The sequence below is a fragment of the Serratia sp. (in: enterobacteria) genome (genome assembly GCF_052400455.1).
Lineage (GTDB): Bacteria > Pseudomonadota > Gammaproteobacteria > Enterobacterales > Enterobacteriaceae > Serratia > Serratia ureilytica.
Map to the genome: position 1 here is coordinate 2,466,048 of NZ_CP185812.1, position 23,191 is coordinate 2,489,238.

18 protein-coding genes and 1 pseudogene are annotated in these 23,191 nt (G+C 60.9%); 5 read left to right on the plus strand and 14 right to left on the minus strand.

Going from position 1 to position 23,191, the window contains the following annotated elements; genetic code table 11:
• Positions 1-461: 461 nt before the first annotated feature.
• Positions 462-3,392, plus strand: coding sequence for an autotransporter domain-containing protein (locus tag ACORQT_RS12005; protein WP_239507484.1), 2,931 nt, complete (start codon positions 462-464; stop codon positions 3,390-3,392).
• Positions 3,393-3,675: 283 nt separating this feature from the next.
• Here ACORQT_RS12005 and ACORQT_RS12010 read toward each other — a convergent pair whose 3' ends face one another.
• The 9 genes from ACORQT_RS12010 to ACORQT_RS12050 form a co-directional block, all read right to left on the minus strand.
• A complete protein-coding gene (locus ACORQT_RS12010; RefSeq protein ID WP_042784488.1) occupies positions 3,676-6,111 on the minus strand; it encodes a glucose/quinate/shikimate family membrane-bound PQQ-dependent dehydrogenase in 2,436 nt (811 codons plus the stop codon).
• 149 nt (positions 6,112-6,260) lie between these two features.
• On the minus strand, positions 6,261-8,570 hold the full coding sequence (gene pqqF, locus ACORQT_RS12015; protein WP_444859416.1) for a pyrroloquinoline quinone biosynthesis protein PqqF: 2,310 nt from the start codon (positions 8,568-8,570) through the stop codon (positions 6,261-6,263).
• Between the two features lie 2 nt (positions 8,571-8,572).
• Positions 8,573-9,709, minus strand: coding sequence for a pyrroloquinoline quinone biosynthesis protein PqqE (gene pqqE / locus ACORQT_RS12020; protein WP_033643058.1), 1,137 nt, complete (start codon positions 9,707-9,709; stop codon positions 8,573-8,575).
• The gene (gene pqqD / locus ACORQT_RS12025; protein WP_033643059.1) at positions 9,702-9,980 is read right to left on the minus strand and encodes a pyrroloquinoline quinone biosynthesis peptide chaperone PqqD; all 279 of its coding nucleotides are present in this window, start codon (positions 9,978-9,980) and stop codon (positions 9,702-9,704) included. The genes pqqE and pqqD overlap by 8 nt, the downstream gene beginning before the upstream one ends.
• Positions 9,980-10,735, minus strand: coding sequence for a pyrroloquinoline-quinone synthase PqqC (gene pqqC, locus ACORQT_RS12030; protein ID WP_164057744.1), 756 nt, complete (start codon positions 10,733-10,735; stop codon positions 9,980-9,982). Before pqqC ends, pqqD begins: the two co-directional genes overlap by 1 nt.
• A gap of 9 nt (positions 10,736-10,744) precedes the next feature.
• Entirely contained in the window at positions 10,745-11,656 is a 912-nt protein-coding gene (gene pqqB / locus ACORQT_RS12035; RefSeq protein WP_033643061.1) for a pyrroloquinoline quinone biosynthesis protein PqqB, read from the minus strand.
• A gap of 58 nt (positions 11,657-11,714) precedes the next feature.
• Positions 11,715-11,792 carry a pyrroloquinoline quinone precursor peptide PqqA gene (gene pqqA, locus ACORQT_RS12040; protein ID WP_004937827.1) on the minus strand — a complete coding sequence of 26 codons (78 nt, stop codon included), beginning with the start codon at positions 11,790-11,792 and terminating at the stop codon, positions 11,715-11,717.
• A gap of 117 nt (positions 11,793-11,909) precedes the next feature.
• On the minus strand, positions 11,910-12,935 hold the full coding sequence (locus ACORQT_RS12045; RefSeq protein WP_444859417.1) for a dipeptidase: 1,026 nt from the start codon (positions 12,933-12,935) through the stop codon (positions 11,910-11,912).
• 104 nt (positions 12,936-13,039) lie between these two features.
• Positions 13,040-13,702: an O-methyltransferase gene (locus ACORQT_RS12050; RefSeq protein WP_033650409.1), complete on the minus strand. Its 663-nt coding sequence runs from the start codon at positions 13,700-13,702 to the stop codon at positions 13,040-13,042.
• Positions 13,703-13,796: 94 nt separating this feature from the next.
• Here ACORQT_RS12050 and ACORQT_RS12055 point away from each other — a divergent pair, with 94 nt between their 5' ends.
• On the plus strand, positions 13,797-14,438 hold the full coding sequence (locus ACORQT_RS12055; RefSeq protein ID WP_089191752.1) for a TetR family transcriptional regulator: 642 nt from the start codon (positions 13,797-13,799) through the stop codon (positions 14,436-14,438).
• A gap of 40 nt (positions 14,439-14,478) precedes the next feature.
• On the opposite strand, the gene ACORQT_RS12060 is transcribed toward ACORQT_RS12055, so the two are convergent.
• The 5 genes and pseudogenes from ACORQT_RS12060 to ACORQT_RS12080 form a co-directional block, all read right to left on the minus strand.
• Complete coding sequence (locus ACORQT_RS12060; protein ID WP_042784494.1) at positions 14,479-15,384, minus strand: LysR family transcriptional regulator; 906 nt, start codon at positions 15,382-15,384, stop codon at positions 14,479-14,481.
• A gap of 143 nt (positions 15,385-15,527) precedes the next feature.
• On the minus strand, positions 15,528-16,997 hold the full coding sequence (locus tag ACORQT_RS12065; RefSeq protein WP_042785705.1) for a pyridoxal phosphate-dependent decarboxylase family protein: 1,470 nt from the start codon (positions 16,995-16,997) through the stop codon (positions 15,528-15,530).
• A gap of 18 nt (positions 16,998-17,015) precedes the next feature.
• Positions 17,016-18,398: a diaminobutyrate--2-oxoglutarate transaminase gene (locus ACORQT_RS12070; protein WP_071845182.1), complete on the minus strand. Its 1,383-nt coding sequence runs from the start codon at positions 18,396-18,398 to the stop codon at positions 17,016-17,018.
• A gap of 505 nt (positions 18,399-18,903) precedes the next feature.
• A complete protein-coding gene (locus tag ACORQT_RS12075) occupies positions 18,904-19,518 on the minus strand; it encodes a hypothetical protein (RefSeq protein ID WP_444859418.1) in 615 nt (204 codons plus the stop codon).
• 91 nt (positions 19,519-19,609) lie between these two features.
• Positions 19,610-20,125 (minus strand): annotated as a pseudogene (locus ACORQT_RS12080) (oxidoreductase); the annotation flags it as partial.
• A 70-nt stretch (positions 20,126-20,195) separates the two neighbouring features.
• On the opposite strand from ACORQT_RS12080, the gene ACORQT_RS12085 reads away from it, so the two are divergent.
• From ACORQT_RS12085 to ACORQT_RS12095, 3 genes are read left to right on the plus strand one after another with little or no spacing between them, the layout of a single operon-like run.
• Positions 20,196-20,594 carry a MerR family transcriptional regulator gene (locus ACORQT_RS12085; RefSeq protein ID WP_444859419.1) on the plus strand — a complete coding sequence of 133 codons (399 nt, stop codon included), beginning with the start codon at positions 20,196-20,198 and terminating at the stop codon, positions 20,592-20,594.
• Complete coding sequence (locus ACORQT_RS12090; protein WP_239507483.1) at positions 20,563-21,381, plus strand: sensor domain-containing diguanylate cyclase; 819 nt, start codon at positions 20,563-20,565, stop codon at positions 21,379-21,381. Before ACORQT_RS12085 ends, ACORQT_RS12090 begins: the two co-directional genes overlap by 32 nt.
• Before the next feature lie 4 nt (positions 21,382-21,385).
• On the plus strand, positions 21,386-23,164 hold the full coding sequence (locus ACORQT_RS12095; RefSeq protein WP_047026111.1) for a bifunctional diguanylate cyclase/phosphodiesterase: 1,779 nt from the start codon (positions 21,386-21,388) through the stop codon (positions 23,162-23,164).
• Positions 23,165-23,191: the final 27 nt, after the last annotated feature.

The following is a 23,191-nucleotide window of genomic DNA, read 5'->3' on the forward strand; positions in this document are numbered from 1 at the left end:
GAGCCGTGCCGGTATAACGGCGCCGGGTTTATCGCCGGCAAACGTACATTCGCCACCTGTCTGCACTTCTGCGCCCTAAGCGTATGGCGTGGTGACATCTTCATGTCCGCACGCCCGAATTTTTATCACTCAGCCGGTTTTATGCGGCCCGCGTCGGGCAGGCATGCGTTATCTGTCGTTTCACGATCATAGGAGGTTTCAGCGCAGTTAAAACGTCAGTTTTCTTCTGGGTATAAATAAACATGGAGCGTAAAATGATACTTAATAAAAAATTGAAGTTAGCGTATTGCGTGTTTCTGGGGTGTTATGGCTTATCTCTTCATTCATCTCTTGCCGCTTATCGGGAACCAGGACAATTAGGTTCACCCGACAGTTGGAAAAACGCAGAGTTTAATCGCCAATGGGGGCTTGAGGCTATTTCCGCCGAGTTCGCCTATGCCAGAGGCTATACCGGAAAAGGCGTGACGATTGGTGTTATTGATGATGCCATTCTCTCTCATCCGGAATTCGCCGGTAAACTGACGCGGCTGGATAACGGCAGCTATAATTTCTCGTATGATAAACAAGATAATATGTCATTCGGCACGCATGGCACGCATGTCGCCGGTATTGCAGCCGCCAAAAGAGACGGCTCCGGTATGCATGGCGTCGCCTACGACGCGGACATTATCGGCGCCAAGTTGAACGACTTCGGCAATCGCAACGGCCGCGAAGAACTGATCCAGAGCCCAGCCCGGGTTATCAATAACAGCTGGGGGATCCCACCGGCGGTCAGAAAGGATGCCAATGGCAACACCATTTGGCTGCCGAACGGGCGGCCTGACTATGTGGCGTGGGTGAAAACCGACGTCATCAATGAAGTGATGCGCAATAAGTCCAACCTGGAATGGGGCAGCGAGCAACCCGTGCCCACCGGCGGGCACAGCGCCATGGCGACGCTGCTGCGCGCCGCCAAGCATGGCAAGCTGATCGTTTTCTCGGCAGGCAATTACAATAACTACAATATTCCTGAGGCGCAAAAGTCACTTCCCTATGCTTTCCCTGAGGTATTAAACAATTATCTGATCGTGACCAATCTGAGTAATAACGATAAGTTAAGCGTTTCCTCAACCAGTTGCGGACATACGGCCAGTTTTTGCGTATCAGCGCCGGGCAGCAGTATTTACAGCAGCGTAGGGGAGCTGGTTTCCAATACCGGCGGGGCGGTGAACCGCGAAGCCTATAATAAGGGCGAGCTGACGGTTAAACCCGATTACGGAAATATGTCTGGCACCTCAATGGCGGCGCCGCACGTCACCGGATTTGCCGCCGTATTGATGCAGCGCTTCCCTTATATGAGCGCCGCTCAAATATCCGCGGTCATCAAAACCACCGCCACCGATTTAGGCGAGGCCGGCATTGATCATTTATTCGGCTGGGGCCGCGTCAATTTACGCGATGCGATCAACGGGCCGAAGATGTTTATCACCCGAGAGGATATTCCGCAGGAATTCTATGTGCCGGGTTCCTACAGTGAAAAACAGTTTGTGGTGAATATCCCCGGTCTTGGGAATATCGTCGAAGCCGGAACCCCGATTGAGCGGCGTTGCACGTCGAGCGAATGTGACTTCGATTCGTGGAGCAATGACATCCGCGGCCACGGCGGGTTGACCAAAACGGGCGCCGGTACGCTGGCGCTGTTGGGCAATAATACTTACAGCGGTGACACCTGGGTGAAACAGGGTGTGCTGGCGATCAACGGTTCGGTGGCGTCCAATGTCTATATCGAAAATAGCGGCACGCTGGCCGGCGACGGCACTGTGGGGGCGTTCAGAGCGGTTCGGGGCGGCAGCGTGACGCCGGGAAATGGCATCGGTACGCTGCACGTGTTGCATGACGCCGTGTTTGATCGCGGCTCGCAGTATAACGTCGAGGTCGCAGACAATGGCCGCAGCGATAAAATCGAAGCGCGGCGCGCTTTCCTCTACGGCGGCAGTGTGAACGTCAGCCTGGAGCACAGCAAAAACCTGCTGTCGCAAAATGAGGCGCAAAGCCTGCTGGGCAACAAATACACCATCCTGACGACGACGGATGGCGTGACTGGCCGCTTCGAAAATGCCAATCCTTCGTATCCGTTTGTCAACGTGACGCTGGACTATCAGGGCAATGACGTCGGCCTTGGGATCACGCGCACCGCCGCCCGTTTTGACAGCCTGGCCAGCACCGAGAACGAGAAAGCGGTCGCCCGCGCGGTGGAAACGCTCAACGCCACGGAACCGGTCACGGAAACGGCCAAACGCAGCGTCGCGGCGCCTACCGCTGAAGCGCTAACCGCACTGCAGGGCGTTGAAGGCGAGGCGACAGCCGTTACCGAAGCGACGAGCCCCGTGACCGGCCACCCGGTTTATGAAAGCTTCCTTGGCTTCACTTCGGCCAGAGAATTGCAACAGGCGACCCGTCAACTGTCCGGCCAGATCCACGCGGATATGGCTTCCGCCCAGATCAACGAAAGCCGTAATCTGCGCGATACCGCCACCGAGCGCTTGCGCCAGGCTGAAGGACGCCGTACCGCTTCCGATATCAAAGCGGATGATAATGGCGCCTGGGCGAAACTGCTGGGCAATTGGGGGCATGCTTCCGGCAACGACAACGCCACCGGTTACCAGACATCCACCTATGGCGTGCTGTTGGGTCTGGACAGCGAACTGTTTGACGACGGCCGGCTGGGCGTGATGACCGGATATACCCGCACGTCGCTGGATGGCGGCTATCAGTCAGATGCTCACAGCGACAACTACCATCTGGGGCTGTACGGCGACAAACGTTTCGGCGCGTTGGCGCTGCGAGCGGGCGGCACCTATACCTGGCATCGCATCGACACGTCGCGCTCGGTAAACTACGGTGCGCAGGCGGATCGCGAAAAGGCCCGCTATAACGCGCGCACCGGTCAGCTGTTTATCGAAAGCGGTTACGATTGGAGCAACGACGTGGTCAATCTTGAGCCGTTCGCCAACCTGGCGTACACCCACTATCGCAACGAGGGGATCAACGAGCAAGGCGGGGCGGCGGCGCTGCGCGGCGATAAGCAAAGTCAGTCCGCCACCGCTTCGACGCTGGGCCTGCGCGCCGATACGCAATGGCAGACCGACAGCGTGGCGATCGCGCTGCGCGGCGAGCTGGGTTGGCAGCATCAGTACGGCAAGCTGGAACGTAAAACACAGCTGATGTTCAAACGCAGCGATGCGGCGTTCGACGTGAACAGCGTCCCCGTTTCCCGTGACGGGGCGATTCTGAAGGCGGGCGTCGATGTTTGGGTTAACAAAAACGCCGTGTTGTCCCTCGGTTACGGCGGGCAATTGTCGTCCAACCATCAGGACAACAGCGTCAATGCCGGTCTGACCTGGCGCTTCTGATAGCCGTTGATCCGTTTCACGCTACTCAGCCCCCATCGCAACGATGGGGGTTTTTTATGGGGCGCGCGGAAGCGACAGGCCGGGGGGCGGTGTCTTCACAGAATAAAGGCGCGTTAGAACAGGATGTTTCTAATGAAAAGAAGAAAAGGCATGAAAATGAAACGGATGGTTAATATTCTGCTGTTCAGGCAATAAACCCAAAAAAAAGAGACGTCATGCAACGTCTCCCTCTAAATGCCCATTGAGCGCGGTGCGCCGCTTTATTTAACCGGCGTTCCGGCGATTATTTATCCAGTGCGTAGGCGATGACGTAATCACCGCGATCCGGCGACTGACGTGCGCCGCCGGCGGAAATGACGACATACTGCTTACCGGTGGTCGGCGAGACGTAACTCATCGGCGTGCCGCCGCTGCCGACCGGCAAGCGCGCTTTCCACAGCTCTTGCCCGGTGGATGAATCAAAGGCGCGCAGATAATAATCCTGCGTACCGGCGATAAACACCAGGCCGCCTTGAGTCGCCAGCGTGCCGCCCAGCGTCGGCATGCCGACCGGCATCTGCGCGCGCATTTTGATGCCGAACGGCCCGGTATCCTGCACCGTTCCTACCGGAACCTGCCACACCACTTTGCGCGTCTGCAAATCGATGGCGGAGAGGGTGCCGAACGGCGGTTTTTGGCAAGGAATGCCCAGCGGCGACATGAAGCGATTCTTATTGACGGCATACGGCGTGCCTTTGAGCGGGACCGCGCCCATGCCGGTATTCACGGCTTCACCGCCGTTGCCGGCCGGCGCGCCTGCGTCGGCTTTCTGCGGGATCATCTGCACCCACAGGCCCAGACGCATATCGTTGGCGAAAATATAACGGTTGTTCGGATCGGTAGAGAGACCGCCCCAGTTCATGCCGCCCAGCGAGCCGGGGAAGCTGAGGGAAACGTCGGTGTCCGGCGCGGTGAACAGGCCGTCATAACGCATCGATTTAAAGCTGATGCGGCACATCAATTGATCGAATGGCGTAGCGCCCCACATGTCGGACTCGCTGAGCTTCTGCGCGCCAATCTGCGGCATGCCGACGGAGAACGGCTGCGTGGCGGAATATTGCTCGCCCGGAATGGTGCGGGTCTTCACCGGCAGTTCCTTCACTTCGGTCAGCGGTTTGCCGGTATGGCGATCCAGCACGAAGATCTGCCCGCTTTTGGTGCCGATAACCAGCGCAGGGCGGGTGGTGCCGTCCTGCATCGGGAAGTCGAGCAGGCTGGGCTGCATCGGCAGATCGAAGTCCCACAGATCGTTATGCACGGTCTGATAGACCCATTTCTCTTTGCCGGTGGTCGCGTCGAGCGCCAGCACCGAGGCGCCGTATCGGTGATCCAGCGCGTTGCGGTTGGCGCCCCACAGATCGACGGAGGAGCTGCCCATCGGCAGGAAGACCGTGTTCATCGCCGGATCGTACGACATCGGCGCCCAGGAGTTCGGGGTGCTGCGCACGAAGTGTTGATCCGGTTTCAGGGCAGCGTTCGGCTGCGGATTGCCCGGGTCAAACGCCCAGCGCATTTCGCCGGTGATCACGTTGAAGCCGCGCAGCACGCCGCCGGGCATATCGGTTTGCACGTTATCGGCAACGCGCCCGCCGACCACCACGGTGGTGCCGGCCAGCGTCGGCGCCGACGTCAGTTGATATTTCGGATCGGCGGCGTCGCCGAGACCGGCCTTCAGGTCTACCACGCCCTGGTTGCCGAAGTGTTGGCAGAATTCGCCGTTGTCGGCGTTAATCGCCATCAGGCGCGCGTCGATGGTGTTCATCAATATGCGCCGTTGGCAGCTGTCGCCGGCCGCCAGCGCGACGGGCGCGGCGGGGGTTGAACCCGGCACGCTCGGCGCGGGCAACGGCTTGTTGATATCGAAGTAGGCCAGGCCGCGACAGCGGTTCCATACCTGCGACTTGGCGTTGACTTCTCGCCGCCAAATTTCTTTGCCGCTGTCGGCGTCGACGGCGATCACATTGTTATGCGGCGTGCACAGGAAAATGCGGTTGCCGATCTGCAGCGGCGTTTGCTGATCTTCCGCGCCGTTGCCATCGGGGCTGATAGGGATGTCACCCGTATGGAACGTCCAGGCGACTTTCAGCTCCCGCACGTTATCGCGGGTGATCTGATCCAGCGCGACGAAACGGCTGCCGCCCGGCGTATTGCCGTAGTTATCCCAATCTTTCTGCTGTTGCGCTTTATCAACCGGGATCAGCGGCAGCGGCTGGCCGCTGAAGGCAACGGTGGGATGCGGCTGGAACATTTGGACAAAGGCGCCGACCATGCCGACCGCCAGCAAGGCGGAGAGCAGGTAAGCCGGCTTGGCCAACGGCGCTTTGCCTTCGCGCTTGCGCAGCGCCGGCCAGGTGAGGAAGGCCAGCAGCATCAGGCCGGTCGGCACCATCAGACGGGAAATCAACGGCCAAAAATCAAAACCGGCGTCCAACGGCGCCCAAATGACGGTGCCGATGAACACCGCCAGGAACAGCCAAACCGCTGAGGACTTGCGGCGGAAAAACTGAATGGCCGACAGCAGGATGACGAGGCCGGCAATCAGGAAGTAGGCGCTGCCGCCCAGCGAGAGCAGTTTGCCGCCGGCGACGGTGAAGAACAGGCCGGTGGCGGCCAGGATGATGCCCAACAGGCAACACCACAGCGTAAGTTTTATGCCCGAACGTGCATTGGCATCTGACATTGAATAATCTCCAATAACATACTGATTCTTAAAGGTGAAAAGGTCGTTATTGGCGACTATTGTAACATTGATGGAGGTGCGCTTGTTAAGGATATGTAACTGTTTTTATGAGGGAAAAGCCGACGTTATCGGCACAACCTCGGTTTGGCTTAGAGGAATATCCGTTTCTGCCAGTGTACGAGCTGCGCGGCAGGCAGAGAGGCAACCTGCGCCACCCGGTGGCGATTTTCCAGGGCGATTTCCCGGGCGCGTTGCAACGGCTCGGCGCTGAGGCGCTGCACGCTTTGCCGCAGCGCCTGTTGCGCCAGCTCCAGTTCGCCGGCGCCGAGGTGCGCCAGTTCATGGCGCATCTGCAGCAAGAATTCGTCGGTTAACTGCCGCAGCTGCTCAACGGCGAACGTCGGGGATTGCAGCGCAAACAGCAGGCCTTCGGCATCGGCGCTGCGATGAAAGGCGCATTGCACCACGTAACCCACGTTGCGCTCGACGCGCAACTGCTGGAAGTAACGCGGCGCGTAAAGCCGGGCTAGCACGCGCAGCGCCCAACGCCCTTCGGCTTCGTCGTTCGGCAGCGGGTAAAATTGCAGCAAGGCGTGTTCTGCGCCGCTTTCCGTCAGGGTGACGGGGTGGCGATGCAGAGGCGCCGGCCGCTGAGCCTCGTCGGTTATGGGAAAAGGAAAGTCATACAGCAAATGCGACAGCCGCCGTTTTAACTCGCCGTCGCCGCCGACCAAGGTGGCATGCCAGAGTGGGGCCGTTGCCGTTGATACGCTCAACGCCGCCGGCAATTGGGCTAACAGGCGGCGAATGGCGATATCGTTTTGCGCTTTGAGCTGCGCGTGGCGCAGGTTTCTCGCCGCCTCGTTGATGACGGCCGGCGGCAGCGCCGCCAGGGCTCGATTCACGACGTTCAGACCGTGGCAGATCAGCGCTGCGCTGCCCGCCAGCTGTAATAACCACACGCCCTGGTGGCGCTCGACGCTTAAATGTCCCTCCCGATGTGCTAACTCGGCCGCTCCAGGGCGCAATGCCGCCTGCAAACCACAGGCCTGTTCTTCGCTGAGAGCGCCATGCGACGCTGGGCGCAGCAGCAGCACCGGCTGCGCTTCGTCGGGGTGCAGATGCCGCAGCGGCGCCTGGCCGGCCGGCAGGGGCGGGCTCGGCAACGCCGCCGAGGTGGAGAACAAGCGGAAAGGATCTATCGTGGGCGTCGGCACGGTGCGGACGAAGGGCGCGAGCGCCAACGGCAGCCCTTGAATTTCACGCGTTTCACCGCCTCCCTCAGGCAGCACGGCCAGACGGCGATGCGGCGCGCTAATCAGCGCCGAAATATGCCGTGGCCAATCGTCGTTCGGCTCCACCGGCGGCAGCCCAAATGCTCTGGCGCGCAACTGATCGAGCGGCGCCAAACGGTGGAAATCGCGGTTTGCCAGTTGCCCGAAATGCGCAAGCTGAGCCGGTGTCAGCGCGATCAGCGCCTGCAACCAGGCCAGCAAGGCGCTTTCGATGTGGGCGGCTTCAGACGCCGAGCCGTGATTGACGGTAAAAATAAAACTCAGCAGGGCGCTGTTTTCAGCGCAGCGGGCGTAATTCAGCCTAACGGCGTCGGCCCACGCGTGAGCGCGCAGCCGTGCCAGCAGCCCGCCAGGGGCTTCGTCCAGCAATAAACGCTCCAGCCGCCGCAGCCAGCCGCGTGAACGGGAGTGCGGCAGGGCAAACACCAACCGCAGCTGCGGCGCGCCGGGGAGAGTCAGCGTGTAGTCTTGCCCGGCGGCCAGCGGCGGCAATGCCTCGGGCGGCGCGATGCTGCCCGGCGGCAAGGCGCCGCCGTAGCGCTGCGCCAGCGCATGCAACTGCTCGAGCGATTGCGGGCCTTGCAGCCACAGCGTGATGTTCGGCGCGCGGTAATAGTGGTGGTGAAACTGCCGCAGCGCCCGTTGCAACGCGGGAATATCGCTGCCGAAAGCGGTGCGGCTGCCGATATGAAAGCGGTGCAACGCGTCAATGCCGCTGAACATCTGCCGCTGCGCCGCTTCGCAGCGGGTTTCACCGTCGGCGCGCAGCAGGCGATATTCGGCGTCGATGACCTCGATCTCCTGGGCGATTGACTCAGCCGTCAGCTGTGGGACGGCGAGCATATCGATCAGCCTGGCCAACCCCTCCGCCAGCTGTTCGGCGCCCACCTCAAAGAAAAACGCGGTTTGCGTGGCCTGGGTCGTGGCGTTTAACCGGCCGCCGACCGCCGGCGTCCAGCCCATCAGCCCATCCTGCGCGCTAAAGTTCACGCTGCCGCGAAACAGCATATGCTCCAGCAGATGCGCCAGACCCGGCCAGGCGGCAGGCGCCTGAAAGCTGCCCGCCTCGATGCGCACCAGCGCGGCGGCGGCCTCGGCGTCAGGGGTGCTAATCGCCCTGACGGCCAAACCGTTATCGAGCTGCCACGAGGCGGCGAGTGTCATCGTCAGCCCTTGAAGATCAATCGGGAGTTGGTCTGATTGCGAAAACGCAGCTGATCGATGCCGATCTGCGAGCGATTCGCCGCTTCACGCGCCGCCAGAATGGTGCCATGGTGCGGCGACTTGCCGCACACCGGATCGGCGTTGTCGGCGTCGCCGGTCAGCATGAACGCCTGGCAGCGGCAGCCGCCGTAGTCTTTCTCTTTCTCCGAACAGGAACGGCAGGGCTCAGGCATCCAGTCATAGCCGCGATAGCGGTTAAAGCCGAAGGAGTGATACCAGATATGCTGCAGATCGTGCTCCAGCACCGACGGAAAGGCGATCGGTAACTGACGGGCGCTGTGACAGGGTAACGCCATGCCTTCCGGCGTCACGCTCATGAAAATAGCCCCCCAACCGCCCATGCAGCCTTTGGGGCGTTCCTCATAGTAATCCGGCGTGACGAACAGCAGGTTGGCCAGCTTGCCGTCGGCAGCCATGCGCTCGCGATAGCGTTTCACCACGGCTTCCGCATCGGCGATCTGTTCGCGGGTCGGCAGCAGGCCTTCACGGTTCAGGTGCGCCCAGCCGTAGAACTGGCAGGTCGCCAGCTCGACGTCGTCGGCATCCAGCTGGATCGCCAGTTCGATGATGCGGTCGATCTGGCCGATATTATGGCGATGCAAGACGAAGTTGAGCACCATCGGATAGCCGAGCGCCTTGACCGCCTTGGCCATCGCCAGCTTCTGCTGAAACGCCTTGGCGGAGCCCGCCAGTGCGGCGTTCAGCGTTTCATCGCTGGCCTGAAAACTGATCTGAATATGATCCAGCCCGGCATCGGCGAAGGTCTGCAGCTTTTTCTCGGTCAGGCCGATGCCGGAGGTGATCAGGTTGGTGTAAAACCCGAGATCGCGCGCGGCGGCGATCAGCTCGGGCAGGTCTTTACGCACCAACGGCTCGCCGCCGGAGAAACCGAGCTGTACGCTGCCCATCGCCCGCGCCTGGCGAAACACCGCGATCCATTGCTCGGTCGTCAGCTCTTTTTCCTGCGCGGCAAAGTCGAGCGGGTTGGAGCAATAGGGGCACTGCAGCGGGCAGCGATAGGTCAGCTCCGCCAGCAGCCAGAGCGGCGGATTTACCGCCGGCGCGCGTGGCTCAGTCACGGAAGGTCACCCATTTTTGTTCGTAGGCGCGCTGGAAAAACGCCAGCACGTCGTCCGCCAGCCCCTCGGCGCCGGGGAAGCGGGCGTTCAGCTGCGCGATGATGCCGTTCAGCGTGGTGTTGCCGTCAACCAGCTGCAGGATGGCGGCGGCGCTGTCGTTCAGTTTGGCCATGCCTTCCGGGTAGAGGATCACGTGGCTGTTTTGCACCTGCTCCCATTGCAGGCGGTAGCCGCGGCGGAAGACGGGGGTGTGTTCAGGATTCAGTGTCATTACACCAGCCTCTGATTGTGCCAGACCCGCGCGGCGGTCACGCTGTGGTAAGGCGGGCGGTTCAGGGTATAGGCCATGCTCATGGCGTCCAGCATGCTCCACAAAATATCCAGCTTGAACTGCAGGATTTCCAGCATGCGCTGCTGTTTTTCAACGGTATCGCAATAGTTCAGCGCCAGCGCCAGTCCGTGCTCCACGTCGCGGTTGGCCTGGCCGAGGCGACTGCGGAAATAGTCGTAGCCGGCGGCGTCGATCCACGGGTAGTGCTGCGGCCAGCTGTCGAGGCGCGACTGGTGGATCTGCGGCGCGAACAATTCGGTCAGCGAGCTGCAGGCCGCTTCCTGCCAACAGGCGCGGCGCGCGAAGTTGACGTAGGCATCCACCGCGAAACGCACGCCGGGCAGCACCAGCTGCTCGGATAGCAGGGCGTCGCGCTGCAGCCCAACCGCCTCGCCGAGGCGCAGCCAGGCCTCGATGCCGCCTTCGCTGCCGCCGTAACCGTCGTGATCCAGAATGCGCTGCACCCATTTGCGACGGGTTTCCGGCTGCGGGCAGTTGGCCATGATCGCCGCATCCTTGATCGGAATGCTGGTCTGATAGTAGAAACGGTTGGCCACCCAGCCCTGGATCTGCTCACGGGTCGCTTCGCCGTTGTGCATCGCGATGTGATACGGGTGGTGGATATGATAATAAGCGCCTTTGGCGCGCAGCGCCGCTTCAAATGCCTGCGGAGTCAGGGGGAGTGGTTGCGTCATGGCGATTCCCTACAGTTCGATATTCATGCCGTCCCAGCTCACTTCGATGCCGGCGGCGCTCAGGCTCTGCCGTTCCGCGGAGTCTTCATTGAGGATCGGGTTGGTATTGTTAATGTGGATCAAGATCTTGCGTTTGGCGGGCAAGGTGCTGAGCAGGGCTGCCAGCCCGTGCTCTTCCGCCAGCGCCAGGTGCCCCATGTCTTTGCCGGTATTGCGCCCCACGCCGGCGTTGGCCAGCTCGTTGTCGCGCCAGAGCGTGCCGTCGATCAGCAGACAATCCGCCCGGCGCAGCCAGGGCATCAAAGCCTCGTCCGGCTCACCCAGGCCCGGCGCGTACAGCAGACCGACCCCGCGCGCGGTATCTTCGATAAACAGCGCCACGTTGTGGCCCGGCAGCGGGCGATCGCGGTACGGCGAATAGGGCGGCGCGTTGCTGAGCAGCGGAATGGCGGTGAAGCGCACGTTTGGGCAGACCGCCGTGTGGAACGGTTCGCCGGGCGTCACCGGGTGATGGATTAACCCGCCGTTCCAGTGAGAGAGCATGGGAAACACCGGGAAACCGGTGCTGAGATCGTCGTGCACTTCGGGGGTGCACCAGACCTGATGCGGGCAGCCCTCACGCAAATTGAGCAAGCCCGCGCTGTGATCGATCTGGCTGTCGGTCAGCACGATCGCGCCGATGCCGGTGCCGCGCAGCACGTCGGGATTGTTCAATTCGGGCGAGGCCAGCAGCTGATGGCAAATGTCCGGGGAAACGTTGCACAGCACCCAGTTTTTACCGTCGTCGCTGACGGCGATGGAAGACTGCGTGCGGCGCGTGGCATTGATGCTGTGGCTGCGAACGCCCCGGCAGTTGTCGCAGTTGCAATTCCACTGGGGAAAGCCGCCGCCCGCTGCCGAGCCGAGAACTTTTATCTGCATGTCTGAACCAGAAAAAGAAGGAAAGAAATGCCCGCGCGAAAGGCGGGCAGACAGGCGATTAACGGTTGGAAATGTACAGCGTCACTTCCAGCCCCAGACGCAGGTCAACAAACTCAGGTTTGGTCCAGGTAGTCATAGCGGTGCTCCTTTGCATGCATCGTGATAGTTCGAAGCCAATGAGAAAAATTCGCATTCGGCTGGCTCAATGTTGACGAAATGTGACGGAGATCGCAACCGTTAAAGCGTAACCGGGTTATTCACCCCAGGTGGCGGAGAGCACGTTCAGCCAGTTGCGCCAGGTCAGCTTCTCCAGCAGCCGGTCGTCAAACCCCGCCTGCTTGAGTGCTTGCGTCAGGCGCGGCAGGCCTGCGGCGTCCTCCAACGGTTGCGGTACGTTAACCCCGTCAAAATCAGAGCCAAATCCCACGCGATCTTCACCAAGTTTAGCGATCAAATACTCAACGTGTTTAACAATTTCTGTTAAGCCTGTCGTTGCACTGTCACGTTTTCCGTCAGCCCGCAGGAAGGCGGTGCCGAAATTGACGCCGACCATACCGTCGCTCTGGGCGATAGCGTCCAGCTGCGCGTCGGTCAAGTTGCGCGGTTGCGGGCAGAGGGCGTGGGCATTGGAATGGGTGGCGACCAGCGGTGCGGTGCTCAACGCGGCGGTTTGCCAGAAGGTTTTCTCGTTCATGTGCGAGACGTCAATCATGATGCGGCGCTGGTTGCAGGCGCGGATCAGCGCTTCACCGGCCGGCGTCAGGCCGGGGCCGGTATCGGGTGAGCCGGGGAACGGCCCGCTGACGCCGGTGCCGAAGGCGTTCGGCAGATTCCAGAACGGCCCGATGCTGCGCACGCCCAGCCGATAGAAGGCCGCCAGCTGCGTCAGCGCCGCGTCGATCATGCCGGCGCCTTCGATATGCAGCACCGCGGCGATTTGCCCGTCGAGGCGGCACTGTTCTATCTCGGTAGCCGTGCGGCAGAGGCGCAACTGCCCCTGAGAGGCGCGTTCCAACTGGTGCAGGATGGCTATCTGCCGTTCGGCTATCGCCAGCGGATCGAACGCGGCCTGCGCTTCCTCCTGCGTTTGATTACGCATTTGGGCGATATAGCTGACCGGAGGAATAAACACCGCGAACAGCCCGCCGCAGAATCCGCCGCGCCGCATGCGTGGAAAGTCGAGGTGGCCCGGCGTGACGTGCGAATAAAAGGCGGTGACCGGATCGTCATCGTGCTGCAGCCACAGGTTGAGCAGCAGGTCGTTATGGCCGTCGAACACCGGCCAAAGGGGGGAAGCGTCATGGGCGTTTCACTGTGTCAGGCATCATGCACGCTATGTTGTACGATCGCGCGAGGGGGAACAACCCCCGCGCGATGAGGGATTTAAAGGCGTATCGACAGCTCGACGTCATCCGCGAACGGCGTGGAGAGATAACCCGACGCCGGAGAACGCACGCGCGCCAGATAATCCGGGCTGTAATCGGCGTTGTCGGCGACGATCAGCGCGCCGGGGCGCAGACGATTTTCCAGCAGCGCGAGGATATCGGGGTAAAGCCCCTTGGCACCATCCAGCAACAGCAGGTCGACAGTGGCCGGCAGATCGTCGCGCAGCGTTTCCAGGGCATCGCCCACGCGGATCTCCACCAGATCGACGACGCCGCCTTCGGTCAGGTTGTGGCGCGCCTGCGCCGCTTTGCTCGGTTCAAATTCGCAGGTGATCAACCGGCCGCCGCCGTTGTCGCGCAGCGCGGCGGCCAGGTGCAGCGTTGAAATACCGAACGACGTGCCGAATTCGACGATGTTTTGCGCCCGACAACCGCGCGCCAGCATGTACAGCAATGCGCCGGTTTCCGGCGACACCGCCAGGGGGAAATCCTTCAGGCGATGGTAGAGTTCACGATAGTCGGTTTTACTCTGCATCAGTCGATTTTGCTCTTCGTCAGGCACGTCGCGGAACAGGGCGGCGAGCGCCGGTGAACGGCCGGCGGCCTGCTGGAACAGGGTGCTTAGCAGCGGCGCCAACGGCGCGGTGGTCAGGGTACTCATGGCAAAACTCCCGTAGAAAAAGTGAGCGCGAAAGCGCGTGCCGCTATAATATGACGAACTATTCGCATTTCACTATTCGCATTGGCCGCCCGCTATGACTGAACGCCGCAGTAAGCAAATTTCCTCGAGAAAACAACCGCAACAGGCGCGATCCGCCGAATTGGTCTCCGCCATTTTGACCGCCGCTATTCAGGTTTTGGCGCAGGAGGGCGCCGCGCGTTTCACTACCGCCAGAGTGGCTGAACGCGCCGGCGTCAGTATCGGTTCGCTTTATCAGTATTTTCCCAACAAAGCGGCGATCCTGTTTCGTTTGCAAAGCGACGAATGGCGGCAGACCACCGCCATGCTGAGCGGCATTCTGGCCGATCGAGAGACTGCGCCATTCGAGCGTTTACGGTTGCTGGTGCAGACATTTATCCGTTCGGAATGTGAAGAGGCGCAGATGCGCGTGGCGCTGAACGATGCGGCGCCGTTGTACCGCGATGCGCCGGAGGCGCAGGCGGCGAAGGCCACCGGCAAAGACATCGTGCAGGTGTTTATGGGCGAAGCGTTGCCCGATGCGGCGGAAGGCGTCCGTACGTTGGCAGGCGAGTTGATCGTCGGCACGCTGGGGGCGGCGGGCAAGCAATTCTCCGAAACGCCGCGCAGCGATGCGGAAATTGTGGCTTATGCCGATGCGATGGCGGACATGTTTTGCGCCTATCTGGCCGATTTAAACGGGCGAGAGGCGCCGTAAGGGAATGCTTGGTGACATTGTCACTTGAGGTGCGCGGTGCCTACGCCCGTTGGCGGCAGACGGCCAACACCAACTGCCGCAGCCAGCGGTGCTCCGCTTCAGCGTCCAGGCGCGGGTGCCACATTTGCGAGACGGTAATGGGCGGCGTTTTCACCGGCAGCTCGAACATGCGCAGCGGGCCTTCGTCCGGATGAGCATGCAGAAAGGAGGCGGGCAACAGCGCCAGCAGGTCTGAGGCTTGCGCCACCGCCAGCGCGGCCGGAAAGCTCGGCACCACGGCGGCAATCTGGCGCGTCAGCCCCAGCTCCGCCAACGCGGCGTCTACCGGCCCGAGAATGCGCCCGCTGCGTGAGGCCACCACGTGGCCGCAGGCGGCGTACTCGGCGGCGCCTATCTTGGGCTGCTGCGCCAGCGGGTGCGCGCTTCTCATCACGCCGACGAAGCGGTCGCGAAACAGCGCCTGCAGGCGGATTTCCGGCCCCATTTCGCCCAGCACGCCAATCTCCAGATCGACCAGGCCTTCACGCAGGGGGCGGTCGCTTTTCTCCGGCTTGGGCGCAAAGCGCAGCCGCGCCCGTGGCGCCTGTTGCGCAGCGGCGGCGATCAGCGCCGGGCCGAAGGCCTCGACGAAGCCGTCGTTGGCGCGCAGCGTAAAGGTCCGGTCGAGCGTGGCGGGATCCAGCGCGTTCGGCGTCGGACGCAGCAGCGCCCGAGCTTCGAATGCCGCGTTTCGCGCCCGTTCGCGCAGCGTTTCGGCATAAGGCGTCAGCACCATATGACGCCCGGCGCGCACCAACAGCGGATCGCCGGTGGCCGTGCGCAGTCGGCTGAGGGTGCGGCTCATCGCCGAGGCGCTTAAACCGAGACGTCGCGCCGCGCCGGCAACGCTGCCCGTCGACAGCAGCGCGTCGAGCGCGGTCAGCAGGTTGAAATCAGGGTCGGTCATGCGTTTATCCTGTGGCGCCGGAAATAAGAGAAGGCGTTTACTGCAGTATATCAGCGTAAGCGCTGTGTCACTTGCTCTCTGATGGGCAATAAAAAAGCCGATAACCAGGGGGTTATCGGCTTTTAATGCGCAGTGGCGGAGGGTTACGCCGGCAGCTGCTGCGCGGTTTTCTCGACCAGCGCCAGCAGCAGCTTGATGTCTTCCAGCGTCACGATCGGGTTCAGCAGCGTCATCTTCAGGCAGGTCACGCCATCGAACTCGGTCACGCCGACGTTGGCGCGGCCCGACTCCAGCAAGGCGTCACCGATGCGCTGGTTGAACAGCGCGACGGCCGCGTCGCCTTTCGCCGCCAGCTGCGCCGGACGGTAGCGGAACAGCACGCTGGCCAGCTGCGGCTGCATCACCAGTTCCAGCGATTCCTGATCGGCGATGTAACGCGCCACCTGTTGCGCCAGCGAGACGCCATGATCGATGATCTCGGCATACTGCTTCTGCCCCAGCGCTTCCAGCCCCATCCACAGCTTCAACGCATCGAAGCGGCGGGTGGTCTGCAGCGATTTGGAGACCAGGTTCGGCACGCCTTGCGCTTCGTCGAATTCGGAGTTCAGGTAGGCAGCCTGATAGCGCATCAGCTCGTAGTGGCGCTCGTCTTTCAGCAGGAAGGCGCCGCAGCTGATGGTCTGGAAGAACTGCTTATGGAAGTCCAGGGTGATGGAGTCCACCAGCTCCAGGCCGTCCAGGTAGTCGCGGTACTGCTCGGAGAGCAGCAGCGCGCCGCCCCAGGCCGCATCCACGTGCACCCAAATTTTCTGCTCCGCCGCCAGCCGCGCGATATCGCGCAGCGGGTCAATGGCACCGGCATCGGTGGTGCCGGCGGTGGCGACGATCGCCATCACCTGCTCGCCGTTAGCCTTGGCCTGCGCCAGTTTTTCCGCCAGATCATTCACGTCCATGCGGGCGAAGCGATCGGTTTTCACCAGCGTGACGGACTGGTAGCCGAGGCCCATCAGCGCCATGTTCTTCTGCACCGAGAAGTGGGCGTTTTCAGAACAGAACACTTTCAGCTTGCGCAGATCGCCCACCAGACCGTCCTGCTGCACGGAGTGGCCCTGACGCGCGAAGAATGCATCGCGCGCCAGCATCAGCCCCATCAGGTTGCTCTGGGTGCCGCCGCTGGTGAACACCCCGGCGTCGCCGGGCTGGTAACCGACCTGGGCGCGCAGCCACTCGATCAGCTTCATTTCGATCAGCGTGGCCGACGGGCTCTGATCCCAGGAGTCCATGCTCTGGTTGGTGGCGTTGATCAGCACTTCAGCGGCCTGGCTAATCACCAGGCTCGGGCAGTGCAGGTGCGCCACGCACTGCGGGTGGTGCACCGACAGGCTGTCTTTCAAAAAGTACTCGATGGCGCGCTCGATCGCCGCCTGGTTGCCCAGGCCTTGCGGGGTAAAGTCGAGCTGGATGCGTTCGCGCAGTTCGGCAACGCTTTTGCCCTGATACATCTCGGGCTGTTGCAGCCACTGCACGACGGCTTCACTGCTCTGTGCGATCGCCTGGCGGTAAGCCTCGGCGCTGTGCGCCGAGGAAGCCAGAATCGGGTTTAACTTGGACATCGCGGTCATTCGCTCCAATCAGACTGGCTTGACGCCGGCGGCCAACAGCGCCTGCTCAAATTTATCCAGGAAAATACCCAGCTCATCATTGGTGATCAGCAGGGAAGGCAACAGACGCAGCACACAGCCATTGCGCCCGCCGCGCTCCAGGATCAAGCCGGATTCGAAGCATTTTTTCTGCAGCAGCGCGGACAGCTCGCCATCGGCCGGGTAGCAGCCCATGTGATCCTGCGCTTCGTTCGGCTTGACGATCTCGATGCCGATCATCAGGCCCAGACCGCGGACGTGGCCGATCACCGGATAACGTTTCTGCAGCTCGGCCAGCTTGCCTTTGAGCCATTCGCCCTGAGCGGCCACTTTGTCGGCGACCTTATGCTCCTTCAGGTACTGCAGGGTGGTCAGGCCGGTGGCCATCGCCAGCTGGTTGCCGCGGAAGGTGCCGGTGTGGTGGCCCGGTTCCCAGGCATCGAACTCTTTTTTGATGCCCAGCACCGCGAGCGGCAAGCCGCCGCCGACCGCTTTCGACATCACGATGATGTCCGGCTCGATGCCGGCGTGTTCGAAGGCGAACAGCTTGCCCGTACGGGCGAAACCGGCCTGAACTTCGTCGATGATCAGCAGAATGCCGTGTTCCTGCGTCACTTTGCGAATGCGCTGCAGCCACTCGGCCGGGGCCGGGTTAACCCCGCCTTCGCCCTGAACGGCTTCCAGGATCACCGCCGCCGGTTTACGCACGCCGCTTTCCACGTCGTTAATCAGATTATCGAAGTAGTAGGTCAGCGCCTTGACGCCGGCTTCGCCGCCGATGCCCAGCGGGCAGCGGTATTCATGCGGATAAGGCATGAATTGCACTTCCGGCATCATGCCGTTGATGGCCGCTTTCGGCGACAGGTTGCCGGTGACCGACAGCGCGCCGTGGGTCATGCCGTGGTAGCCGCCGGAGAAGCTGATCACGCCGGAACGGCCAGTGTGTTTTTTCGCCAGCTTCAGCGCGGCTTCCACCGCATCGGCGCCGGACGGACCGCAGAACTGCAGGCAGTACCCTTTGCCTTCGCCCGGCAACAGAGAGAGCAGGTAGTCGGAGAAACGATCTTTCAACGGGGTCGTGAGATCGAGAGTATGTAACGGCAAGCCGCTGGTAATGACATTTTGGATGCTTTGCAGGACGTCGGGGTGATTATGTCCAAGAGCCAACGTTCCCGCCCCGGCCAGGCAATCAAGATATTGATTATTCTCAACATCAGTGATCCAAACGCCCTGGGCTTTCGCAATTGCCAACGGCAATTTGCGCGGATAACTCCTAACATTCGACTCAAATTCGGCTTGACGCGCCAAATAGGTTTCATTGTTTCCGTTTAATGAGTTTGCAACTAAAGTATCAATACGGACTTTATCCGTCATCATATCTCTCCTACAACCGAAGGTCTCAAGACGCAACGATTGAATTAATGAATTAGAAAAGTAACTGCCTTGTGAAAAGCGCGACCAATATATGGCTTTTTCGCCTGGGACTCAATAGCCGATTTTGTTTTGAATTGTTTAGTTTTTTCTTAGGCTCATCAATATGTTGTTGATTTGTTGACCGTTGGTTTTGTCGGCAAAAAACAACATTTCTTTAACATTGCGTAAAAATCCTTTTCTGCTTTCCTTTGGCTGCTTCTTTAATGCATTTATTATTAAGGTGAATTTCCGATTAATAACATAAATAGAAAATAGCGGCTTATTTTCATCTATTCACCACCTTAAGTCCTATAGCGGTTATATACACAAAATTTGTGATGAATATAAGCAGTCGAGCGTTAAAAGCGCAGTATCCAGGGTGGTGATTTCTTGCAGATTTTACGTAGCGCGATCAAAACAGCGGGATTTTTGTGCGGCGCCGGCGTGTCTGCCGGCGCCGCGGTCATTAACGTTGCCGTAACCAGGCATGATAGCGCTGCAGAGTGCGGCGGGTGCGCCACCGATCGATGAGCAGCGACCACAGCGGTGAGTAACGCACGTTGCGCGTCCGATCGCGGCTCAGGGCGTGCATGCGGCGCTTGATCAGCGACATGCGGGCGAGCAGCGTCAGCGTTTTGTCGCGCCATTTTACCGGTGCAGGCAGCGCATGAGGGGCTTCACCGGTTTGCCAGCGGCGCGGCAGATCGGGAATTTCCGCCATGGCAGTGGCGATGCCGACCACCGCGACGCCGCTGTTCAGCACCCGTTGCGCCACCGACGGGCGGGCGATGCCGCCGGTGGTCATCACCGGCATGCGCGCTACTGCGGCGAGATCGCGGGCGAAGGTCAGAAAATAGGCTTCACGCGCCAGGGTGCTGTCGTCTGCGGCTTCCCCCTGCATCGCCGGGCTTTCATAACTCCCGCCCGACAACTCCACCAGATCGACCGGCAGTTCGTTGAGCATCAACAATACCTGTCGGGCCTCGTCCGGCGAAAAGCCGCCGCGCTGAAAATCGGCTGAATTGAGCTTCACCGCCACGCAAAAGTCTGGCGAGACACGCTGGCGCACCGCGCGCACCACCTCCAGCAGCAGACGGGCGCGATTCGCCAGTTCGCCCCCCCCAACGATCGCTGCGCTGGTTGGCCAACGGCGACAAAAACTGGGAGATCAGGTAGCCGTGCGCCGCATGGATCTGCACGCCGGTAAACCCGGCCTTTTCGGCGGCGTGCGCGCTGGCGGCGAAGCGGGCGATCACCTCGGCAATCTGCGTTTCACTCATGGCCTCCGGCTGTGCGAACGCCTTGCTGTACTTGCCCATCGCCATCGGGATGGCGGAGGGCGCCCAGGCGTTGCCGCCCATGTTGGTCATCACCTGACGGCCCGGGTGGCTGAGCTGCATCCATACCTGCGCGCCTTCCTGGCGCGAGGCCGCCGCCCAGGTTTTGAACGCCTCGAGCGGCGTATCCTGTTCCAGCACCACGCCGCCGGGGCCGGTCATGGCGCGTCCGTCGATCATCACGTTGCCGGTGATGATGAGGCCGGCGCCGCCGATACCCCAGTGGCGATACAGACGCCATAGCGCGGGGCCGGGCAGTTGGCCTTCATCGGCCAGATTTTCTTCCAACGCGGCTTTGGCCAAACGGTTGGGTAAGCGGCTGCCGTTGGGCAGAATAAGCGGGGTAAACATCGGGTACGTTCCTGTCGCAGGGGGAATGGCGCTATACTAGGTTTAAAGTTAACTTTAAGGTCAATAGGGCATGAAAATCGGAGAGTTGGCGGAGCGCGCCGGCATGGCCGCCTCGGCGATACGTTACTACGAACAGCAGGGTCTGCTGCCCAAAGCGATGCGCGGCGTTAACGGATATCGGGTGTATAGCGAAAGCGCGCTGGAGCGGCTGCATCTGATCCAAATCGGCCAGAATCTGGGGTTCTCGCTGCAGGCGATCCGCGGGGTATTGGCGCTGCAGGGCAGCGCCTATCAGGATGGTTTGATACAAGGCGTCGACAGCCGGCTGGCGGAAATCGAGCGGATGATGGCGACGCTGAACGAGCAGCGTGAGACGTTGATGGCGACGCGGCGCATTCTGTTGGAATCCGACGTGGCGGGGTTGTGCCAGGTCAAAAATGAAAAGCTGGCCGGCGGGCTGCCGCCCTGAACGCTACCTGTTCGCCAATAGCGCCTATAAGACCTGGTTTGGTCTGGAAGAGGCCAGCCTGCAGGGCATGACGGTGCGCGAGTTCATGGGGGAAAGCGTGTATCAGATGGCCCGGCCGATGATCGCGCGGGCTTTGGCGGGCGAAATGGTCAGCTTCGAAAACGAATTGCAGACCCAGCAGGGGCTGCTGATGATCCATACCACGCTGGTGCCGTGCGAGGCTCAGGGCTTTTACATTCTCTCCATGGATATCACCGAGTTGAAGCGACTGCAGCAACGATTGGAATATGACGCCACGCACGACATGCTGACCGGGTTGACCAACCGACGCGCATTTCTGCGCCGGTTGTCGGGCACGTTGCAAGCCTGCTGTCATCAGCGGCAGATGGCCCTGTTGTTCATCGATCTCGATGGTTTTAAGGGCATGAACGACAGTTACGGCCATGACTTCGGCGATCTGATCCTGAAGACGTTCGCCAAATTGCTCAGCGCTTGCGCCGACGAACGGCACAGCGTCTCGCGCCTGGCCGGCGACGAGTTCACGGTGATCCTGTGGCCGCTGACAGCGCCGCGGCCTGAGGTCAGCGCGTTTTGCGAAAAGGTGTTGGCGGAGCTGGCCGGTATTTCGCAGATCGGTCAGCAGAAGGTCTGCCTGTCCGCCAGCATTGGCGCCGCTATCTCTGCGAGTGGGGACGTGACGCCGGAAATGCTGCTGGCCAGCGCCGACGGCGCGATGTATCAGGCGAAATCCGCCGGCAAAGGCACTTACGCCATCTGTGAGCTATGAGCCAATGTTACGACATCTCAGTAAGAACGAAGACGAGCGCCTGGCGGCCATCGATGCGCTGGCGGGGTTGGGCGCCGGCCATGACGACGCGATCCATCAGGTGCTGACGATCACCCGCAAGCTGTTACAGGCCGAGGGTTGCCTCATTTACCTGCACGGAACGCGCAAGATTTGGATCCGCGAGCACATTGACGTCGGGTTCGAGGAGATCGATTTCGTCAGCCCCTTGTTCAATTTCGTTCGTCTGAGCGGCGAGGCGTTGATTTGTCCGGACACCCATGCGGATGAACGCTTTGCCTCGGATCCCATGGTCAACGGCGCCGCGGCGATCCGCCACTGCGCCGCCATCCCGCTGTGCACCCGCGAAGGCTATACGATCGGCGCGTTCTGCCTCGTGGGTTCGCAGCCAAAGCATCTGACTCGCCGTCAGGTCGAACTGCTGCGCAGCATGGCCACCATCGTCGGCGAGTTGATTGAAGCGCAGAGTGAGGTCGGCCTGGTCGATGCCATCACTCGCTTGCCCAATCGACAGCGGCTGATGGGTGAACTCGGCAATTTACCGGACACGGGCAAATACGCGTTATTGCTGTTCGATACGATAGATATCCAATACGCCTACGAGATGGCGCGTTCCTTCGGCCTGTCTACGGTAGAGTTACTGCTGGGGGATATCAGCCATTTCCTGAAAGAGACGTTTCTCAGTGAGCGCATGCTGTACAGCATCGCGCCCGGACGTTTCGCCGTCATTATCGAGGCGCAGCACATGCTGCAGGCGAAGCGCGATCTGTTGCGTTGCGCCGACCGTTTGCATCACGAAGTGAGAGGCGCCGTGCCGCTGCGCCTGGAGCTTAATGCCGGTTATGCGTTGTTTTCCGCGCCGCATGCCGATCCTCCCGAGATTTTGCGCCAGGCGACCAGCGCGCTGCATGATTCGATTGACGAGGGGCGAGCCGTCTCCCTCTATAGCGAGCCGAAGGATGCGGCGCGCAAGCATAATTTCAATATTTTTAATGAGTTGGCGCAGAGTCTGAAGGAAGATAATCGCGGGCTATTTTTGGAATACCAACCGCAGATTGATTTGGCGAGCGGCAGGATCGTCGGCGCGGAAGCATTGCTGCGTTGGCGGCATGAACGTTGGGGGGCGATCCCGACGGGGGAGTTCATTCCGCTGGTGGAAAATACCTCGCTGATCAAACCGTTGACCGAGTTTGTCATCGCGCAGTCGATTGAACAGTTGTTGTTGATGCGTGAAGCGGGGATCGCGTTTCCCATCTCGATCAACGTGACGGCCGGCAATCTGGCCGAGCGGCACTTTGCGGCGCGGTTGAATGAAGCCATCACCCGGCGCGGGCTGCAGGCGGGGGACATTGAGATAGAGTGCCTGGAGTCGCAACGCATTCAGGAAAGCAGCGCGGCGTTGGCCTGTCTGCATGCGCTCAAGGCCAACGGGCATCGCATCGCGCTGGATGATTTCGGCGCCGGCTACAGCAATTTAAACTATCTGCGCCATATCCCCGCCGACGTCGTCAAACTGGACGCCTCCCTGATAAGACTGCTGAAGAGCGATGCGGACAGCCGCATCATCGTGCAAAGCATCATCGATATGCTGCATAAACTCAACTATGAAGTCTTGGCGGAAGGGGTGGAAGACCTGGAGTCGCTCCACTACCTGACCGAGTATCGGTGCGATGTCGTACAGGGCTTCTATTTTTCACCGGCGGTGACGTTGGAAAAGCTGTGCGCGCTCGTCGACATTCACGGGCAGCAGCGGCGAAATGCCTGAGGCAGCGCCGCTCATGGCGCGCCAACC

Excerpts from the sequence above, each read along its gene's own strand:
- ACORQT_RS12010 (WP_042784488.1), bottom strand. The coding sequence starts at position 6,111 with ATGTCAGATGCCAATGCACGTTCGGGCATAAAACTTACGCTGTGGTGT.
- pqqF (WP_444859416.1), bottom strand. The coding sequence starts at position 8,570 with ATGACACTCGCCGCCTCGTGGCAGCTCGATAACGGTTTGGCCGTCAGG.
- pqqD (WP_033643059.1), bottom strand. The coding sequence starts at position 9,980 with ATGACACTGAATCCTGAACACACCCCCGTCTTCCGCCGCGGCTACCGC.
- pqqC (WP_164057744.1), bottom strand. The coding sequence starts at position 10,735 with ATGACGCAACCACTCCCCCTGACTCCGCAGGCATTTGAAGCGGCGCTG.
- pqqB (WP_033643061.1), bottom strand. The coding sequence starts at position 11,656 with ATGCAGATAAAAGTTCTCGGCTCGGCAGCGGGCGGCGGCTTTCCCCAG.
- pqqA (WP_004937827.1), bottom strand. The coding sequence starts at position 11,792 with ATGACTACCTGGACCAAACCTGAGTTTGTTGACCTGCGTCTGGGGCTG.
- ACORQT_RS12050 (WP_033650409.1), bottom strand. The coding sequence starts at position 13,702 with ATGAGTACCCTGACCACCGCGCCGTTGGCGCCGCTGCTAAGCACCCTG.
- ACORQT_RS12055 (WP_089191752.1), top strand. The coding sequence starts at position 13,797 with ATGACTGAACGCCGCAGTAAGCAAATTTCCTCGAGAAAACAACCGCAA.
- ACORQT_RS12060 (WP_042784494.1), bottom strand. The coding sequence starts at position 15,384 with ATGACCGACCCTGATTTCAACCTGCTGACCGCGCTCGACGCGCTGCTG.
- ACORQT_RS12065 (WP_042785705.1), bottom strand. The coding sequence starts at position 16,997 with ATGTCCAAGTTAAACCCGATTCTGGCTTCCTCGGCGCACAGCGCCGAG.
- ACORQT_RS12070 (WP_071845182.1), bottom strand. The coding sequence starts at position 18,398 with ATGACGGATAAAGTCCGTATTGATACTTTAGTTGCAAACTCATTAAAC.
- ACORQT_RS12085 (WP_444859419.1), top strand. The coding sequence starts at position 20,196 with ATGAAAATCGGAGAGTTGGCGGAGCGCGCCGGCATGGCCGCCTCGGCG.
- ACORQT_RS12090 (WP_239507483.1), top strand. The coding sequence starts at position 20,563 with ATGAAAAGCTGGCCGGCGGGCTGCCGCCCTGAACGCTACCTGTTCGCC.
- ACORQT_RS12095 (WP_047026111.1), top strand. The coding sequence starts at position 21,386 with ATGTTACGACATCTCAGTAAGAACGAAGACGAGCGCCTGGCGGCCATC.